Source organism: Methylobacterium sp. WL18 (assembly GCF_008040015.1).
Classification (GTDB): domain Bacteria; phylum Pseudomonadota; class Alphaproteobacteria; order Rhizobiales; family Beijerinckiaceae; genus Methylobacterium; species Methylobacterium mesophilicum.
In genome coordinates, this window is record NZ_VRVD01000938.1 from 1 (window position 1) to 1,349 (window position 1,349).

At 72.1% G+C, this 1,349-nt stretch carries 1 protein-coding gene and 2 pseudogenes; 2 read left to right on the forward strand and 1 reads right to left on the reverse strand.

Annotated features, from left to right (window positions below; genetic code table 11):
* Positions 1-185: pseudogene (locus FV228_RS29875) on the forward strand (tRNA (N(6)-L-threonylcarbamoyladenosine(37)-C(2))-methylthiotransferase MtaB); the annotation flags it as partial.
* Positions 186-349: 164 nt separating this feature from the next.
* On the opposite strand, the gene FV228_RS29880 reads toward FV228_RS29875, so the two are convergent.
* On the reverse strand, positions 350-1,024 hold the full coding sequence (locus tag FV228_RS29880) for an RluA family pseudouridine synthase (protein ID WP_147857748.1): 675 nt from the start codon (positions 1,022-1,024) through the stop codon (positions 350-352).
* Between the two features lie 57 nt (positions 1,025-1,081).
* Between FV228_RS29880 and FV228_RS29885 the strand changes: the two are divergent.
* Positions 1,082-1,349, forward strand: a pseudogene (locus FV228_RS29885) (signal recognition particle-docking protein FtsY); the annotation flags it as partial.

Genomic DNA, 1,349 nt, shown 5'->3' on the forward strand with positions numbered 1-1,349 from the left:
CCGACGCCCTGCGCCGGCACCTCGACGGCCAGGTCGGGCAACGGCTGACCGTCCTGGCCGAGCGCGGCGGCACCGGCCGGAGCGCGGATTTCACGATGGTGCGACTGGCCGGAGAAGCGGAGGCAGGGACGTTCCACGCGGTCACGATCGCGGGGCATGACGGGACGCGGCTGATCGCTGCCTGACGTCCCTCAAACCGCAGCATTCTTATCCGCACTGTCATTGCGAGCGCAGCGAAGCAACCCAGTGCACCGCACGGTTTACGAATGAGGCGTATCCCTAGGTTGCTTCGCTACGCTCGCAATGACGGCTGGCGCTGCGAAACTGTCACCAGAAACCTAATGCCGGTCTAGCCACTCATCCCCGCCACGGCGTCCGCGACATGCGGCGGCGGTGGCGCTTCGATGCTGATCGCCTCCCGCTTCGGGTAGAGCGGGATAGTCAGCGTTCGCGCGTGCAGGTGCAGGCTGCCGCCGCGGGGGCCGCTGCCGTAGATCGAGTCTCCCAGGATCGGCCAGCCGGAGGCGGCGCAATGGACCCGGAGCTGGTGCGTGCGGCCGGTGACCGGCTTCAGCTCCAGCCAGGTGCGGCCGCCGGCCCGGTCGAGGACGCGCCAATGAGTGAGCGCCGGGTCGCCCGCCGGGTCGGCCTTCATCCACCAGGAGCGCGGATCGTCGGAGCGGCGCGCCAGCGGCAGGTCGATCCGGCCGGATTCCCCGTCGGGGCCACCCTCGACCACCGCCCAGTAAGTCTTGTCCACGGCGCTGCCGGAGAACAGCTTGCCGAGCCGGGCCAGCGCCTTGGCGTGGCGGCCGAGCGCCAGGCAGCCGGAGGTGTCGCGGTCGAGCCGGTGCGCGGCCTCGGGGCGGCGCGGCAGGCCGAACCGGAGGCCGTCGAGATGGTCGGTCAGGGTCTCGCCGCCGCGCGGGCCGGGATGGACCGGCAGGCCCGGCGGCTTGTCGATGACGAGCAGCAGGGCATCGCGGTAGAGGAGGCGGGCACCTATGTCGAAGGTGAGGGACATCCGGTCGGGCTAATCGGTCGACTGCGGGTGGGCAAGGCGGGGCGAGGACGCGATTTCATGGCGAGCGAGGAAAAGCCCGGCTGGTTCGGGCGCCTGTTCGGGCGCAAGGGCCAGGGCACGGGCGACGGGACGGCCGAGGAGACGAGCGAGACGGAGCTGCCCGCGGAGGCGCCGGCCTCGCCCTCCGAGGGCCAGCCCGACTACGCCACCGGGGCCGAGGATGTCGCCCATATCCCGCTGCCGCCCGAGGAGACGGACGCCCCCGTCGCCGACGTGGTCGAAGGGGCGGACCTGCTGCCGATCGCGGGCGAGCCTGAGCGGCCCC

Excerpts from the sequence above, each read along its gene's own strand:
- FV228_RS29880 (WP_147857748.1), bottom strand. The coding sequence starts at position 1,024 with ATGTCCCTCACCTTCGACATAGGTGCCCGCCTCCTCTACCGCGATGCC.